Origin of the sequence: Pseudomonas morbosilactucae, from assembly GCF_023241665.1 — a bacterium.
Taxonomy (GTDB): Bacteria; Pseudomonadota; Gammaproteobacteria; order Pseudomonadales; family Pseudomonadaceae; genus Aquipseudomonas; species Aquipseudomonas morbosilactucae.
The window spans coordinates 157,781-172,088 of record NZ_JALQCX010000011.1 but is presented as its reverse complement, the minus strand read 5'-3'; the positions used below and the strand labels follow the sequence as shown (position 1 = coordinate 172,088).

The 14,308-nt window shown below is 58.2% G+C and carries 13 protein-coding genes and 1 pseudogene; 12 read left to right on the top strand and 2 right to left on the bottom strand.

What is annotated here, in order from left to right:
- Window positions 1–47 precede the first annotated feature (47 nt).
- The 10 genes and pseudogenes from serC (at window position 48) to M1B35_RS07310 (ending at window position 10,340) form a co-directional block, all read left to right on the top strand.
- Window positions 48–1,133: a 3-phosphoserine/phosphohydroxythreonine transaminase gene (gene serC, locus M1B35_RS07355; protein ID WP_123328802.1), complete on the top strand. Its 1,086-nt coding sequence runs from the start codon at window positions 48–50 to the stop codon at window positions 1,131–1,133.
- Window positions 1,133–2,227: a prephenate dehydratase gene (gene pheA / locus M1B35_RS07350; RefSeq protein ID WP_123328279.1), complete on the top strand. Its 1,095-nt coding sequence runs from the start codon at window positions 1,133–1,135 to the stop codon at window positions 2,225–2,227. Before serC ends, pheA begins: the two co-directional genes overlap by 1 nt.
- Window positions 2,228–2,237: 10 nt before the next feature.
- A complete protein-coding gene (hisC, locus tag M1B35_RS07345) occupies window positions 2,238–3,350 on the top strand; it encodes a histidinol-phosphate transaminase (protein ID WP_123328278.1) in 1,113 nt (370 codons plus the stop codon).
- A gap of 28 nt (window positions 3,351–3,378) precedes the next feature.
- On the top strand, window positions 3,379–5,586 hold the full coding sequence (locus M1B35_RS07340) for a bifunctional prephenate dehydrogenase/3-phosphoshikimate 1-carboxyvinyltransferase (RefSeq protein ID WP_268261740.1): 2,208 nt from the start codon (window positions 3,379–3,381) through the stop codon (window positions 5,584–5,586).
- On the top strand, window positions 5,583–6,272 hold the full coding sequence (gene cmk, locus M1B35_RS07335) for a (d)CMP kinase (RefSeq protein WP_123328276.1): 690 nt from the start codon (window positions 5,583–5,585) through the stop codon (window positions 6,270–6,272). Before M1B35_RS07340 ends, cmk begins: the two co-directional genes overlap by 4 nt.
- A gap of 121 nt (window positions 6,273–6,393) precedes the next feature.
- Window positions 6,394–8,088, top strand: coding sequence for a 30S ribosomal protein S1 (gene rpsA, locus M1B35_RS07330; protein WP_123328275.1), 1,695 nt, complete (start codon window positions 6,394–6,396; stop codon window positions 8,086–8,088).
- Between the two features lie 160 nt (window positions 8,089–8,248).
- Entirely contained in the window at window positions 8,249–8,530 is a 282-nt protein-coding gene (locus M1B35_RS07325) for a hypothetical protein (protein WP_268261606.1), read from the top strand.
- 154 nt (window positions 8,531–8,684) lie between these two features.
- Window positions 8,685–8,990 carry an integration host factor subunit beta gene (ihfB, locus tag M1B35_RS07320; RefSeq protein ID WP_123328274.1) on the top strand — a complete coding sequence of 102 codons (306 nt, stop codon included), beginning with the start codon at window positions 8,685–8,687 and terminating at the stop codon, window positions 8,988–8,990.
- Between the two features lie 455 nt (window positions 8,991–9,445).
- Window positions 9,446–9,896 (top strand): annotated as a pseudogene (locus M1B35_RS07315) (polysaccharide biosynthesis protein); the annotation flags it as partial.
- A gap of 111 nt (window positions 9,897–10,007) precedes the next feature.
- Window positions 10,008–10,340: a ComEA family DNA-binding protein gene (locus M1B35_RS07310; RefSeq protein WP_123328273.1), complete on the top strand. Its 333-nt coding sequence runs from the start codon at window positions 10,008–10,010 to the stop codon at window positions 10,338–10,340.
- Window positions 10,341–10,505: 165 nt separating this feature from the next.
- On the opposite strand, the gene M1B35_RS07305 is transcribed toward M1B35_RS07310, so the two are convergent.
- Both M1B35_RS07305 and eat read right to left on the bottom strand, forming a co-directional pair.
- Window positions 10,506–10,673, bottom strand: coding sequence for a DUF2897 family protein (locus tag M1B35_RS07305; protein ID WP_123328272.1), 168 nt, complete (start codon window positions 10,671–10,673; stop codon window positions 10,506–10,508).
- Between the two features lie 130 nt (window positions 10,674–10,803).
- Window positions 10,804–12,168 (bottom strand): ethanolamine permease, encoded by a 1,365-nt coding sequence (eat, locus tag M1B35_RS07300; RefSeq protein ID WP_268261605.1) that lies wholly within the window; start codon window positions 12,166–12,168, stop codon window positions 10,804–10,806.
- 334 nt (window positions 12,169–12,502) lie between these two features.
- Between eat and kdpF the strand changes: the two genes are divergently transcribed.
- On the top strand, window positions 12,503–12,592 hold the full coding sequence (kdpF, locus tag M1B35_RS07295; protein WP_123328800.1) for a K(+)-transporting ATPase subunit F: 90 nt from the start codon (window positions 12,503–12,505) through the stop codon (window positions 12,590–12,592).
- A gap of 11 nt (window positions 12,593–12,603) precedes the next feature.
- Window positions 12,604–14,298, top strand: a complete 1,695-nt coding sequence (gene kdpA, locus M1B35_RS07290) for a potassium-transporting ATPase subunit KdpA (RefSeq protein WP_268261604.1) — start codon at window positions 12,604–12,606, stop codon at window positions 14,296–14,298.
- Window positions 14,299–14,308 lie beyond the last annotated feature (10 nt).

Below are 14,308 nucleotides of genomic sequence, written 5' to 3'. Positions count from 1 at the left end.
AGAGTGTTTGCTCTGTCCGCTACCGTGAATGCATAGCGAGAGTGGATGTGAGCAAACGAGCCTATAACTTCTGCGCAGGTCCCGCTGCGCTACCTGAAGCTGTCCTGTCGCGTGCCCAGGCCGAGTTGCTGGACTGGCATGGCAAGGGTCTGTCGGTCATGGAGATGAGCCATCGCAGTGATGAGTTTGTGTCCATTGCCACCAAGGCCGAGCAGGATCTGCGTGACCTGCTGAATATCCCCTCGAACTATAAAGTGCTGTTTCTGCAAGGTGGCGCCAGCCAGCAATTTGCTCAGATCCCTCTGAACCTGTTGCCCGAAACTGGCAAGGCCGACTATATCGACACCGGTATCTGGTCGCAGAAAGCCATCGAAGAAGCCTCGCGCTACGGCCACGTGAATGTGGCGGCGACGGCCAAGCCTTACGACTATTTCGCCATTCCTGGCCAGAACGAATGGCAGCTGTCCAAGGACGCGGCCTATGTGCATTACGCACCGAACGAAACCATCGGCGGCCTGGAATTCAACTGGATTCCGGAAACCGGCGATGTACCGCTGGTGGCCGACATGTCTTCGGACATCCTCTCCCGTCCTGTGGATATCTCGCGTTTCGGCATGATCTACGCCGGTGCCCAGAAAAACATCGGCCCGAGCGGCATCCTGGTGAACATCATTCGCGAGGACCTGCTGGGTCGTGCCCGTTCGTTGTGCCCGACCATGCTCGATTACAAGGTCGCGGCCGACAATGGCTCCATGTACAACACTCCGCCAACCCTGGCCTGGTACCTCTCGGGCCTGGTGTTCGAGTGGCTCAAGGAGCAGGGCGGCGTAGAGGCCATCGGCAAGCTCAATGACGTCAAGCAGCGCACGCTGTACGACTTCATCGACGCCAGCGGCCTGTACAGCAACCCGATCAACAAGTCGGATCGCTCGTGGATGAACGTGCCGTTCCGTCTGGCTGATGATCGTCTGGACAAGCCATTCCTGGTCGGTGCTGAAGCTCGCGGCCTGCTGAACCTCAAGGGCCACCGCTCGGTCGGCGGCATGCGCGCCTCCATCTACAACGCCGTCGACATCAACGCGGTCAACGCGCTGGTGGCGTACATGGCAGAGTTCGAGAAGGAACACGGCTAATGTCTGAGCAAGAACTCAAGGCACTGCGCGTACGCATTGATGCTCTGGACGCCAAAGTCCTGGAGCTGATCAGTGAGCGTGCGCGCTGCGCCCAGGAAGTCGCGCGAGTCAAGATGGCCTCGCTGGCCGAAGGCGAAGTGCCGGTGTTCTATCGTCCTGAGCGTGAAGCTCAGGTGCTCAAGCGGGTGATGGAACGCAACCAGGGGCCACTGGGCAACGAAGAGATGGCGCGTTTGTTCCGCGAAATCATGTCCTCGTGCCTGGCGCTGGAACAGCCGCTGAAAGTGGCTTATCTCGGCCCGGAAGGCACCTTCACCCAAGCGGCGGCCATGAAGCATTTCGGCCACGCGGTGATCAGCAAGCCGATGGCGGCGATCGATGAAGTGTTCCGCGAAGTGGCGGCCGGTGCGGTGAATTTTGGCGTGGTTCCGGTGGAAAACTCCACCGAGGGCGCGGTCAACCACACCCTCGACAGCTTCCTTGAGCACGACATGGTGATCTGTGGCGAAGTCGAGCTGCGCATTCACCACCACCTGCTGGTGGGTGAAAACACCAAGACCGACAGCATCAGCCGGATCTATTCCCACGCTCAGTCCCTGGCGCAGTGCCGCAAGTGGCTGGACGCTCATTACCCGAATGTCGAACGCGTGGCGGTGTCCAGCAATGCCGAGGCAGCGAAGCGGGTCAAGGGCGAGTGGAACTCTGCGGCGATCGCCGGCGACATGGCCGCAGGCTTGTACGGTCTGATTCGCCTGGCCGAGAAAATCGAAGACCGTCCGGACAACTCCACGCGGTTCTTGATGATCGGCAATCAGGAAGTGCCGCCCACGGGCGACGACAAAACCTCGATCATCGTTTCCATGAGCAACAAGCCGGGTGCGCTGCACGAACTGCTGGTGCCGTTTCATGACAATGGCATCGACCTGACGCGGATCGAGACTCGACCTTCGCGCAGCGGCAAATGGACCTATGTGTTCTTTATCGACTTCGTTGGCCATCACCGTGATCCGTTGATCAAGGGTGTGCTGGAGAAGATCAGTCAGGAAGCAGTGGCACTCAAGGTGCTGGGTTCCTACCCGAAAGCGGTTCTCTGAGGCTTTGACAATGAGTGGCGACTTCCTCGCGCTGGCCCAGCCAGGCGTGCAACAACTTTCGCCTTACGTTCCGGGCAAGCCTGTGGACGAACTGGCGCGTGAGCTGGACATCGATCCGTCGCGGATCGTCAAGCTGGCGAGCAATGAAAACCCTCTGGGCGCCAGCCCGCGGGCGTTGGCGGCGATTCGTGACGAGCTGGCGGAACTGACCCGCTATCCGGATGGCAACGGCTTCGCCCTCAAGACCCTGCTGGCCGAGCGTTGTGGGGTGGAGCTTGACCAGGTGACCTTGGGCAACGGTTCCAATGACATCCTCGAGTTGGTGGCCCGTGCCTACCTGGCTCCTGGTTTGAATGCGGTCTTCAGCGAGCACGCGTTTGCGGTGTATCCGATCGTGACTCAGGCCGTCGGGGCTGACGCGCGTGTGGTGCCTGCCAAGGCGTGGGGGCACGACCTGCCAGCCATGCTCCAGGCCATCGACGCCAACACCCGCGTAGTCTTCATCGCTAACCCGAACAACCCGACCGGGACCTGGTTCGGTGCCGAGGCGCTGGACGAATTCCTGCAAGACGTGCCCGCCCACGTGTTGGTGGTGCTGGATGAGGCTTATATCGAGTATGCCGAGGGCAGCGACCTGCCGGACGGCCTGGATTTCCTCGCGGCCTACCCGAACCTGCTGGTCTCGCGAACCTTCTCCAAGGCGTATGGCTTGGCCGCTTTGCGTGTGGGTTATGGCTTGTCGACGCCGGTGGTGGCCGATGTGCTGAACCGCGTGCGCCAGCCGTTCAACGTCAACAGCCTGGCCCTGGCTGCCGCCTGTGCAGCATTGCAGGACGCTGATTACCTGGCGGAAAGCCGGCGCCTGAACGAGGCGGGCATGCAGCAGTTGGAAGCCGGCTTCCTGGCGCTGGGCCTGAGCTGGATCCCTTCCAAGGGCAACTTCATTGCTGTGGACCTGGGGCAGGTGGCGGCGCCGGTGTTTCAGGGCCTGTTGCGTGAGGGTGTGATCGTGCGGCCGGTGGCCAACTACGGCATGCCGAACCACTTGCGTATCACCGTCGGGCTGCCGGCGGAGAACAGCCGCTTTCTCGAAGCGCTGACCAAGGTTCTGGCTCGTGGGTGATGTCATTTCAATGCAATCTGCCAAGCCTATGATCGGTCGCCTAGTGGTGGTCGGCCTGGGGCTGATTGGCGGCTCCTTTGCCAAAGGCCTGCGTGAAAGCGGTGTTTGTCGTGAAGTAGTCGGCGTCGATCTCGACCCGCAATCCCGTCAGTTGGCGGTTGAGCTGGGGGTGGTGGACCGATGTGAGGAAGACCTGGCGCTAGCGTGCCAGGGGGCTGACGTGATTCAGCTGGCGGTGCCGATCCTTGCCATGGAAAAGTTGCTCGCCCTATTGGCGGATATGGATCTGGGGCAGGCGATCCTGACCGACGTCGGCAGTGCCAAGGGCAACGTGGTGCGTGCTGCCCGCGAAGCCTTTGGTGCCATGCCTGCGAACTTCGTGCCCGGGCATCCGATCGCCGGCTCCGAGCAGAGCGGTGTCGAAGCCTCCAACCCCCAGTTGTTCCGTCGACATAAGGTGATTCTGACGCCGCTGGCGCAGACGGATCCGACCGCACTGGCCGTGGTCGACCGGCTTTGGCGCGAGCTGGGGGCGGATGTCGAGCACATGCAGGTTGAGCGTCACGATGAAGTGTTGGCCGCGACCAGTCATCTGCCGCACTTGTTGGCGTTTGGTTTGGTCGACTCCTTGGCCAAGCGCAGTGAAAATCTCGACATCTTCCGTTACGCTGCTGGCGGTTTCCGCGATTTCACGAGAATCGCCGGCAGTGACCCGGTCATGTGGCATGACATCTTCCTCGCCAATCGCGAAGCGGTTTTGCGCACACTCGATACATTTCGCAACGACCTCGACGCCTTGCGCGACGCGGTCGATGCAGGGGACGGGCACCAGCTGTTGGGCGTATTCACTCGCGCCCGGGTTGCCCGCGAGCATTTCAGTAAAATCCTGGCCCGCCGGGCCTATGTGGACGCTATGAATTCCAACGACCTGATTTTCCTGGCAAATCCTGGTGGCCGCCTCAATGGGCGGATTCGTGTACCAGGCGACAAATCGATTTCTCACCGCTCGATCATGCTCGGCTCCCTGGCTGAAGGCACTACCGAAGTCGAAGGCTTCCTCGAGGGTGAAGATGCCTTGGCAACGCTCCAGGCGTTCCGTGATATGGGGGTGGTGATCGAAGGCCCGCACCATGGTCGCGTGACCATTCACGGCGTTGGCCTGCACGGCCTCAAGCCTGCTCCGGGCCCGATCTATCTGGGTAACTCCGGCACTTCGATGCGTCTGTTGTCGGGCCTGCTGGCCGCACAGAACTTCGACAGCACCCTGACCGGGGATGCCTCGCTGTCCAAGCGTCCAATGAATCGCGTAGCCAACCCGTTGCGAGAAATGGGCGCGGTCATCGAAACCGCACCGGAGGGCCGTCCACCGATGGTCATTCGCGGTGGTCACAAGCTCAAGGGCCTGACTTACACCATGCCGATGGCCAGCGCCCAGGTGAAATCCTGCCTGCTGTTGGCTGGTTTGTACGCTGAAGGCAAGACTACGGTCACTGAGCCTGCGCCGACGCGGGACCATACCGAGCGCATGTTGCGTGGTTTCGGCTACCCGGTAACGGTCGAGGGCGCTACGGCGTCGGTCGAGTCTGGCGGTAAGCTGAAGGCGACCCATATTGAAGTGCCGGCGGACATTTCTTCCGCGGCATTCTTCCTGGTGGCTGCTTCCATTGCCGAAGGTTCCGAGTTGGTGCTTGAGCACGTCGGCATCAACCCGACTCGTACCGGGGTGATCGACATCCTGCGCTTGATGGGTGCGGATATCAGCCTGGAAAACCAGCGCGAAGTCGGTGGCGAGCCAGTAGCGGACCTGCGGGTTCGGGCGGCTAAGCTCAAGGGGATCGAGATTCCCGAAGAGCTGGTTCCATTGGCGATTGACGAATTCCCGGTGCTGTTCGTGGCGGCGGCCTGCGCTGAAGGCCGTACCGTGCTGCGCGGCGCGGAAGAGCTGCGGGTAAAAGAGTCGGATCGTATTCAGGTGATGGCTGACGGCCTGCTTGCCTTGGGCGTCAAGTGCGAGCCAACCCCGGACGGGATCATCATCGACGGTAGCCAGATTGGCGGTGGTGAAGTACACGGTCACGGCGATCACCGTATTGCCATGGCGTTCAGTGTGGCCTCGTTGCGGGCCAATGCGCCGATCCGTATTCACGACTGTGCCAACGTTGCCACCTCTTTCCCGAACTTCCTCGCCTTGTGCGCCCAAGTCGGTATCCGCGTTGCGCAAGAGGCCAAGTCGTGAACATCAAGGCACCCGTGATCACCATCGATGGGCCAAGCGGGTCTGGCAAAGGCACTATCGCCGGCATTCTCGCCAAGCGTTTGGGCTGGTGTCTGCTGGACTCCGGTGCCCTGTATCGCCTGCTGGCGTTCGCTGCCAGGAATCACGGTGTCGATCTGACCAATGAGGAATCGCTGAAGCTGCTGGCGGCTCATCTGGACGTGCAATTTCTTGGGGCGACCGAAGGTCATCCGCAACGCATCATCCTTGAAGGGGATGATGTAACCGACGACCTGCGCAATGAGCAGGTTGGCGCCTGGGCATCTCAAGTGGCGGCGCTACCGGCAGTGCGTGACGCACTGCTGCAGCGTCAGCGGGCCTTCCAAGAGCCTCCCGGACTGGTGGCTGATGGGCGCGATATGGGCACTGTGGTGTTTCCCGACGCTCCATTGAAGATTTTCCTGACCGCCAGCGCCGAGGAACGTGCCCGTCGCCGTTACTTGCAGTTGAAGGGGAAAGTCGATGGTGTTAGTCTGTCGAGTCTGCTAGATGAGATCCGTGCACGCGACGAGCGTGATACCCAGCGCGCAGTAGCCCCGCTCAAGCCGGCGGCTGACGCCATACTGCTGGATTCTACGGAGTTGTCCATCGATCAGGTGCTTGAACGCATCATGAGTGAAATCGCCATTCGCGATATCGCCGGATGAACAAGAAAGGGCGCAGGGGACCAGTCATAGTCCTGCGGTCTTTCTTTTATATGAACGTAACCCACATCGTCTGGGATGTGGCAGATGGGCGTATTCTTCGCCCTTATCAACAGGAATTAAAATGAGCGAAAGCTTTGCGGAACTCTTTGAAGAAAGCCTAAAAACCCTGAACCTTCAGGCAGGCTCCATCATCACCGGTGTTATCGTTGATATCGATTACCAAGCTCGCTGGGTAACCGTTCACGCTGGCCTGAAGTCTGAAGCACTCATCCCGCTTGAGCAGTTCTACAACGACGCTGGCGACCTGACTATCAACGTCGGTGACGAAGTTCACGTTGCGCTGGACTCGGTTGAAGATGGCTTTGGTGAAACCAAGCTGTCCCGTGAAAAAGCCAAGCGCGCTGAATGCTGGATCGTTCTGGAAGCAGCCTTCGCAGCCGAAGAAGTGGTCAAGGGCGTTATCAACGGTAAGGTTAAAGGCGGCTTCACTGTCGACGTTAACGGCATCCGTGCGTTCCTGCCAGGTTCTCTGGTTGACGTCCGTCCAGTGCGCGACACCACGCACCTGGAAGGCAAAGAGCTCGAGTTTAAAGTCATCAAACTCGACCAGAAGCGCAACAACGTTGTCGTTTCCCGCCGTAGCGTCCTCGAAGCCGAGAACTCCGCTGAGCGTGAAGCTCTGCTGGAATCCCTGCAGGAAGGTCAGCAAGTCAAAGGTATCGTCAAAAACCTCACCGATTACGGCGCATTCGTCGATCTGGGTGGCGTCGATGGCCTGCTGCACATCACCGACATGGCTTGGAAACGTATCAAGCATCCTTCCGAAATCGTCAATGTTGGCGACGAGATCGATGTCAAGGTTCTGAAGTACGATCGCGAACGCAATCGTGTTTCCCTGGGCCTGAAGCAACTGGGCGAAGATCCATGGGTCGCTATCAAGGCTCGTTACCCAGAAAGCACCCGCGTTACCGCTCGTGTAACCAACCTGACCGACTACGGCTGCTTCGCTGAGCTGGAAGAAGGCGTTGAAGGTCTGGTACACGTTTCCGAAATGGACTGGACCAACAAGAACATCCACCCTTCGAAAGTCGTACAAGTCGGCGACGAAGTGGAAGTTATGGTTCTGGACATCGACGAAGAGCGTCGTCGTATCTCCCTCGGCATCAAGCAGTGCAAATCTAACCCATGGGAAGATTTCTCTGGCCAGTTCAACAAGGGCGATAAAATCTCCGGCACCATTAAGTCGATCACCGATTTCGGTATCTTCATTGGTCTGGACGGCGGCATCGACGGCCTGGTTCACCTGTCCGACATCTCTTGGAACGAAGTGGGCGAAGAAGCCGTACGTCGCTTCAAGAAGGGCGACGAGCTCGACACCGTCATCCTGTCTGTTGATCCAGAGCGTGAGCGTATCTCCCTGGGTATCAAGCAGCTGGAAAGCGATCCGTTCTCCGAGTACGTACAAGAGAACGACAAAGGCGCAATCGTTAAGGGTGTTGTAAAAGAAGTTGACGCTAAAGGCGCCATCATCACCCTGGCCAACGATATCGAAGCTACTCTGAAAGCCTCCGAAATCAGCCGTGACCGCATCGAAGATGCGCGTAACGTTCTGAAAGAAGGCGAAGAAGTTGAAGCCAAGATCATCAGCGTTGACCGTAAGAGCCGCGTAATCCAGCTCTCGATCAAGTCGAAAGACGTTGAAGACGAGAAAGAAGCTATCCAAAGCCTGCGCGACAAGCCAGCCACTTCGGATATCGCTGCTGGTCCTACCACTCTGGGCGACCTGCTGCGTGCACAGATGGAAAAACAGAACTAAGTTCTGTCAGACCATAAAAAGGGCGACTTCGGTCGCCCTTTTTTGTGCCTGGAATTTTTTGCGGGATCGGAACGCGCTTTTATCCATGAGCTAATTGCTCATTCGAGTCTAGGCTTCACCTGAGTGATGGCAGAGCAGCGCCTGCTGCATAGGGATGAGAATGAGCAAGCTAAGTGTCGTTGTTGTCTTGGCTCTCTTGGTGGGGTGCACGACCAATGTAAAGACCCATGCGGTGCGCGGGGTGAGCGGTATAGAGGTTGATTGTTCAGGCCTGGGGGGCACCTGGGAGCAGTGTCACAAGCGTGCAGCACGCGAATGCAAGCTTCAGGGCTATAAGGTCATTACCCGGTCTGATGACGCAAAAGAAGAGGAGGGAGACTACCCCTTTGGCTGGAACCCGGCGGGATACCTGACTCGCACCATGCTGGTCATGTGTAAGTAGTAGAAGTTTAGGGCTTTCTAGAGCTTCAGCCGGGGTGCTGGAGGTACAAGCTGGTTAAGTGAAGATAAGTCAATAGGTGGGCTGTTCAAAGTCGTCTCGGCATGCTAAAACCTTTTGAGAACTTTCCTAGCTGCTTGAAAAAGAAGGGAAAAATATGACCAAGTCGGAGTTGATTGAGCGAATTGTTACCCATCAGGGGCTGCTTTCATCCAAGGATGTTGAACTTGCTATCAAGACGATGCTTGAGCAGATGTCTCAATGTCTAGCGACGGGGGATCGCATCGAGATTCGCGGGTTTGGCAGTTTCTCTTTGCATTACCGAGCACCGCGAGTCGGCCGCAACCCAAAGACCGGAGAGTCCGTTAGCCTTGATGGCAAGTTTGTTCCTCACTTCAAGCCAGGAAAGGAGCTTAGGGATCGAGTTAATGAGGACGAGGAAGAGGGCGCAGACTTTCATTGATCACCTGTCTGGTGTTGATGTAGCTTAGCTAGGCTTACGTTGGAAAGAGCTTCGTAAGTCATGATTCTGCTCGCGCTGATGTGATAGCCGTTTTACCTGTAAGTTATTTGATTTTAAATATTGATATCCTCACATCTAAGCCCTCAAGCCTGCTTGCTTTATTTATTTTGTGTTACACAGTTTTTTGTAATAGATGTCGAATATATTCAGCCACTCGTTTAGGCGCTGCGTTCAGTTTTCCTGGCTAGATTGGACGTCTGCCTTTCATAGAGTTGATTTGATGTGTGCTACGTCCCAGGCACTTACCGATATTTTTTGTCAGGGAAACACCTCTGCTAAGCGGTGTCAGTGCCCATTCTGTCTTCAGTTCGTGAAAATATCTCACTCAACATCCGCACATTTCCGCTCTTCGCAGTTTACGTATTAGTAACTTCAAGTATCGTGCCGCTCGCTAATTCATGACCATTTCCGAAGCGAAGCAACTGGTCATCCAAGTTGGCTCGATGGGGCGAATACGTATTTGTCTTGGACATTGGCGAGCCGTTGAAAATAGCCGAGTTGGCAGAGAAAATGATTCATCTGTCCGGACTTAGCCTGCGCTCGGAAAAGAATCCGCAAGGCGATATCGCCATTGAGTTCACCGGCCTGCGCCCTGGTGAAAAGCTTTACGAGGAGTTACTGATTGGCGACAAGGTTTCTGCCACTCAGCACCCAATGATCATGAGCGCCAACGAAGATCACCTGCCGTGGGAGGTCTTGAAGGCTAAGTTGAGCGAACTCCTTGCTGCCATTGATCAAGACGACTATCCGAGGGTTCGTCAGTTGCTTCGGGAAACGGTCAGCGGGTACTCGCCTGACGGGGAAATTGTCGACTGGATTCATCAGCAGCGCCGTTTGGAACCTTGAGCCTACATAAGCTGTAACTCAGTGGTTTTTGACTTGCCCGTGGCATCACCTAGGTTTGGGAGGCAGCTTTGGAAAAGTTGCTTTCCCAATCGATGTCATGGAGTGTCACCTATGCGTATCCCTTATTTTTCCTCGCTGATCTTCGCTCTGTTGGCCAGCACTTCCCTGGTCGTTAACGCGGCCCCTGCTGTTTCGGCTCAGACAAGCCCCGCCGTGATCGAGGCGCCCACTGCCGCCGACCGGGTAAACAAGGTCAACCTGAACACCGCAGATTTGCCGACGCTGCAGCGTGAGCTGTTCGGTATTGGTGCGGCCAAGGCCAAAGCAATCGTCGACTATCGCGATAGTCATGGGCCTTTTGCCTCCGTAGATGAGTTGCTGGAGGTCAAAGGCATTGGCAAGACGCTCCTGGAGCGCAACCGGGACAAACTCGAGGTCAATTGACGGAGCGTTGCTTTTGGGCGGAGGCCGGTCAATGACCGGCCTTCAACCGTTTAAGCGTCTTGTGCGTTACACGTTGTTCAAGTATCTGGACTGTCGTTAAAGCTTCAAGCCTTGCCTTGAAGTATCCAGAAGCCCCTTGGCCATTGCAGCCAGGGGCTTTGCAGGTTAACGGTCTTGCGCTTCCTTGGCGTCCATTTGTGCGTTGCGTTCGGCCACGCGCTTACGTTGCTCATCGGTCAGTTCCACCTTGTTGGCGGTGTCGCGCAACATCATCAAGCCGCCGACAATCGAACCGATTGCAATCACCAGAATCAACCAGGCATACCAGGGCATAGGGCTCTCCTTAACAGCAGGCCGGGTGGCGAAGGGGTTCGCTCGCGGGCCTGCCTGTACCACTTTGAGTGAAGGTATTTCACAGTGGTTCCATTGTATGCCTGATCCTTTGGCCCCGCTTTGGCGCGGTTTACAGCCCGGTCAACATGGCGTCTGCCGGCGCATCGGCACGCAACTGGGCAGTGAGTTGGAAGTAGACGAAGCCTGCGGCCATGAAACCCAGGAAAATCAGGCCGATCAGGGTGTTGAACCAAGCCATGGCGACCAGGCACACCACGGCCAGGACCAAGGCGATGGCCGGTACCAGCGGGTAGCCTGGAGCGCGGAAGGTGCGTTCCAGTTCAGGTTCGGTTTTGCGCAGCTTGAACAGGCTGAGCATGCTCATGATGTACATCACGATTGCGCCGAAGACCGCCATGGTGATCATCGCTGCGGTCAGGGTCATGCCGCCGAGGTTGATCAGGCCGTCGCTGTAGATCGCCGCGATACCGATCAGCCCGCCGGCAATGATGGCGCGGTGCGGGGTCTGGAATCGCGATAACTTGGCCAGCGAGGCCGGCAGGTAGCCTGCGCGGGCCAGGGCGAAGAATTGCCGTGAGTAACCAAGGATGATCCCGTGGAAGCTGGCCACCAGGCCGAACAAGCCAATCCACACCAGCATGTGCAGCCAGCCGGAGCTGTCGCCTACCACGGTTTTCATGGCCTGGGGCAGGGGATCGTTGATGTTCGACAAGGTCCGCCAGTCGCCCACGCCGCCCGCGAAGAACATCACCCCCATCGCCAGAAAAACCAGGGTCAGGATGCCGCTGATGTAGGCCTTTGGAATGGTGCGTTTAGGGTCTTTGGCTTCTTCGGCGGCCATTGCCGCGCCTTCGATGGCCAGGAAGAACCAGATGGCAAAGGGGATGGCAGCAAACATGCCGGCAATCGCCGGGGCACCAAACGTATCGGAACCGGCCCAGCCATTGAGGGCGAAATTGCTGAAGCTGAAGGCTGGCGCCACCACTCCCATGAACACCAGCAGTTCGGCCACGGCCAACATGCACACCACCAACTCAAAGGTGGCGGCCAGTTTCACCCCGAGGATGTTCAGGCCCATAAACACGAAATAGGCGCCAACCGCAGCGTGCTTTGGGTCCAGGGCGGGGAACTGCACGTTCAGGTAGGCGCCGATGGCCAGGGCGATGGCCGGCGGGGCGAAGACGAATTCAATCAGGGTCGCGAGCCCGGCAATCAGCCCGCCTTTTTCGCCGAAAGCCCGGCGGCTATAGGCAAATGGGCCACCTGCGTGAGGAATCGCCGTGGTCAGTTCGGTGAAGCTGAAGATAAAGCAGGTGTACATGGCCGCGACCATCAGTGACGTGAGCAGAAAGCCCAGTGTCCCGGCGACGCCCCAGCCATAACTCCAGCCGAAGTATTCCCCGGAGATCACCAGGCCGACCGCGATGCCCCATAAATGCAACGTCCCCAAGGTGGGTTTTAGTTGTGTGTTCATCGGTTGCTCCCTGAACGGTTTGAAGTGCTCCAAAGGGGCTCTGCATCGGCTGTGCCAGTCCGCAAAAAAGCGTCGCAAAGGCTGGAAAGCTGTCGTATCGAGGATGTTCAGCGCTATTTCTCAGGAAAAATCGCTCAGCGTGGTGCAGGGGCATGCAACGCTCAGGGGCATCGTGATCAACGCCCATCGCTCTCAGATCGCTGACAGGCCGTGCAATGCCGCCAGTCTTTACGCTTTCTTTATGGCCTGTGCGCGGCCTCGCTCTCGTTCCTTTACGGCGCTCCTGGGGACAATCCCCCTACACGCGGCAATCGCCGTACGACGGAGAAATTCCATGAGTGTTCTGGACGGGGTGTCACTGCTGCTGGCAGTGGGGCTGTTCGTTTATCTACTGGTTGCGCTGTTGCGCGCGGATCGGAACTAGGAGCTGCGGTTATGCACAGTAATGACTATTGGCTGATCCTCGCCTTCTTTGCCCTGGTGCTATTGCCGGCCCCTTTCCTGGGGCGTTTTTATTACCTGGTCATGGAGGGGCAGCGCACCTGGCTGAGTCCGTTGCTCGGCCCTGTGGAGCGGGGCTGTTATCGGCTGGCTGGGGTTGATCCGCAGGTTGAACAGAGCTGGCAGAAGTACACCCTTGCCTTGCTCGCGTTCAACCTTGCAGGTTTTCTCCTGCTGTTCGCGATGTTGTTGTTTCAAGATCACCTGCCCCTCAACCCGCAGCACTTGCCGGGCCAGGAGTGGACCTTGGCCTTCAACACGGCGGTCAGCTTCATGACCAACACCAACTGGCAGTCCTACAGCGGTGAGGCGTCCCTGAGCTACCTCAGCCAGATGGCCGGCCTGACGGTGCAGAACTTTGTCAGCGCTGCCACCGGGCTTGCGGTGCTGGTGGCCCTGTGTCGCGGTATCGGCCGGCGTTCGGCACAGACCCTGGGCAACTTCTGGGTTGACATGACTCGCGCCACTCTTTATGGGCTGTTGCCTCTGTGTCTGCTGTTGGCGCTGTTCCTGGTCTGGCAGGGGGTGCCACAAACCTTTGCCCAGTATGTGAATGCGTTGACGGTGCAGGGCGCCGATCAAGTGATCCCGTTGGGGCCGGCAGCCAGTCAGATTGCGATCAAGCAACTGGGCACCAATGGCGGGGGCTTTTTCGGTGTCAACTCGGCCCATCCCTTCGAGAACCCGACCGCCTGGAGCAACCTGTTCGAACTGGCCTCGATCATCCTCATTCCGGTGGCCCTGGTTTTCACCTTTGGTCACTACGTGAAAGACCTGCGGCAGAGCAGGGCCATCGTCGCCTGCATGCTGGCCTTGTTCCTGATTGGCGGTGCCACTTCGCTGTGGGCCGAATACCAGCCCAACCCGGCGCTGAATAACCCGGCGGTCGAGCAAGCGGCGCCGCTGGAAGGCAAGGAGTCGCGCTTCGGAACCACCGCCACCGTGCTCTGGTCGGTGACCACCACGGCGGCGTCCAACGGTTCGGTCAACGGCATGCACGACAGCCTCAACCCCCTCAGCGGAATGGTGGCGTTGATCAACATGATGGTTGGCGAGGTGATCTTCGGCGGTGTTGGGGCCGGTCTTTACGGCATGTTGCTCAACGTGCTGATCGCGGTGTTCCTGGCCGGCTTGATGATCGGTCGTACCCCCGAATACCTGGGCAAGAAGCTTCAGGCCAAGGAAGTGCAACTGCTGGTGTTGACCCTGATGGTGATGCCGATCGGCGTGCTGGTGCTGGGTGCGATTGCCGCCAGCCTGCCTGGGCCGGTGGCCGCAGTCAGCAATCCCGGGGCCCACGGCTTCAGCCAGTTGCTCTACGCCTACACCTCTGCCAGTGCCAACAACGGTTCGGCGTTTGGCGGCTTTGGCGCTAACACGCCCTTTCATAACCTGATGCTGGGGTTGGGCATGTTGATTGGCCGTTTCGGTTACATCCTTCCGGTACTGGCCCTGGCCGGCAGCCTGGCGTTGAAGAAAACCGCGCCCATCGGCCAGAACAGTTTTCCCACCCATGGCCCGCTGTTCGTGGCGTTGCTGACGGTGACCATCTTGCTGGTGGGCGGCTTGACCTTCCTGCCGACCCTGGCGTTGGGCCCGATCGCCGAACACCTGAGCATGGGCTTCTGAGGATTCCAAC

Bases quoted from the DNA above. Each gene is read 5' to 3' on its own strand.
- pheA (WP_123328279.1), top strand. From the start codon at position 1,133: ATGTCTGAGCAAGAACTCAAGGCACTGCGCGTACGCATTGATGCTCTG.
- hisC (WP_123328278.1), top strand. From the start codon at position 2,238: ATGAGTGGCGACTTCCTCGCGCTGGCCCAGCCAGGCGTGCAACAACTT.
- M1B35_RS07340 (WP_268261740.1), top strand. From the start codon at position 3,379: ATGATCGGTCGCCTAGTGGTGGTCGGCCTGGGGCTGATTGGCGGCTCC.
- rpsA (WP_123328275.1), top strand. From the start codon at position 6,394: ATGAGCGAAAGCTTTGCGGAACTCTTTGAAGAAAGCCTAAAAACCCTG.
- M1B35_RS07325 (WP_268261606.1), top strand. From the start codon at position 8,249: ATGAGCAAGCTAAGTGTCGTTGTTGTCTTGGCTCTCTTGGTGGGGTGC.
- ihfB (WP_123328274.1), top strand. From the start codon at position 8,685: ATGACCAAGTCGGAGTTGATTGAGCGAATTGTTACCCATCAGGGGCTG.
- M1B35_RS07310 (WP_123328273.1), top strand. From the start codon at position 10,008: ATGCGTATCCCTTATTTTTCCTCGCTGATCTTCGCTCTGTTGGCCAGC.
- M1B35_RS07305 (WP_123328272.1), bottom strand. From the start codon at position 10,673: ATGCCCTGGTATGCCTGGTTGATTCTGGTGATTGCAATCGGTTCGATT.
- eat (WP_268261605.1), bottom strand. From the start codon at position 12,168: ATGAACACACAACTAAAACCCACCTTGGGGACGTTGCATTTATGGGGC.
- kdpF (WP_123328800.1), top strand. From the start codon at position 12,503: ATGAGTGTTCTGGACGGGGTGTCACTGCTGCTGGCAGTGGGGCTGTTC.
- kdpA (WP_268261604.1), top strand. From the start codon at position 12,604: ATGCACAGTAATGACTATTGGCTGATCCTCGCCTTCTTTGCCCTGGTG.